Below are 1,160 nucleotides of genomic sequence, written 5' to 3'. Positions count from 1 at the left end.
GACACCTATTGGTCGTGCTTTTATAGATGCTTTTCCGGTAGATACAATTAAAAATCCAGCTTATACGGCTGAAATGGAAGGGATGATTTACATGATCGAAAAGGATGAAATGAATTATGAAGAATTCGTAGAAAAAACAAATACGTTTGTAAAAGATACGGTGGAACAATTAGGCGCAATGGATGATAAGGTGTCGGATAGCATTATTAATACCTGGAATCAGCAGATTGAGGTGTGCAAATGCCCTTGTAGAAAAGGGAAAATCCTTCATAAAGGCAACTTTTACGGGTGCAGTAATTATCCGGAATGTGAAATCTCCTTACCGAAAAAAATTAAAGAAAAAGCGATTCCGGAAGCGCAAGCGAAAAAGCTGTTTGAAGATAAGAAAACAGATCTTTTAAAAGGATTTAAGTCCAATGAGAAGGAGTTTTCCGCTTATCTCGTGTTACATGAAGGGAAAGTTAAATTTCAGTTCCCAACACAAGAGGAGCTGTCATTTGGTAAGTGTCCAAAATGTAAAAAAGGGGATATGCTTCATCGTAAAACATTTTATGGATGCACAGAGCATAAAAATGGATGTGATTTTATGTTACCAGCCAAAATGAAAGGGAAAGCAATCCCTGGTAATCAAATGAAGAAGCTACTTCAGTATAAAACAACAGATTTTATCAACGGCTTTCAAGGAGAAAAGGGAGAATTTACAGCAGCTATCTATATGGAAGTGGACGGAAGTTTGAAATTTCGTTTTCCAACGACTGAAGATCGTACCATTGGTAAATGTCCATTGTGTAAGAGTAGAGTCCTTGTAGGGAAAAGTAATTACTTATGTGAGAAATACAAAAAAGGCTGTGACTTCATCATCTTTGGTACATTCTCTGGTAAAAACCTAAGTAGTAACCATGTGAAAAAGTTATTAGAAAAGAATGTAACGGATCAGATCAAAGGGTTTATCTCGAACAAAAACGGGAAAAAATTTGACGTTCGTTTATCATACAGCGTACAGGAGAAGCGATTAAAATTCTTATTCGGAAAATAAAAATTGAATGTATGTAAAAGAGGACTAGGAAACGGAATAGTCCTCTTTTTTATTTCATTTTATAGAGTAAAGGGGGGATTCCGTAATGGCACGTGTCAGTACGGAGGATGCGATGAAAGCAAGA

The 1,160-nt window shown here is 36.3% G+C and carries 1 protein-coding gene; it reads left to right on the top strand.

Going from position 1 to position 1,160, the window contains the following annotated elements:
* Window positions 1–1,036 (top strand): topoisomerase C-terminal repeat-containing protein (locus tag ACLBXA_RS29100; RefSeq protein WP_447617725.1); only part of this gene is annotated, 1,036 nt, incomplete at its 5' end.
* Between the last annotated feature and the right edge of the window lie 124 nt (window positions 1,037–1,160).

This window comes from Bacillus sp. D48C, assembly GCF_053345735.1.
This window is presented reverse-complemented; position numbering and strand designations above follow the sequence as displayed.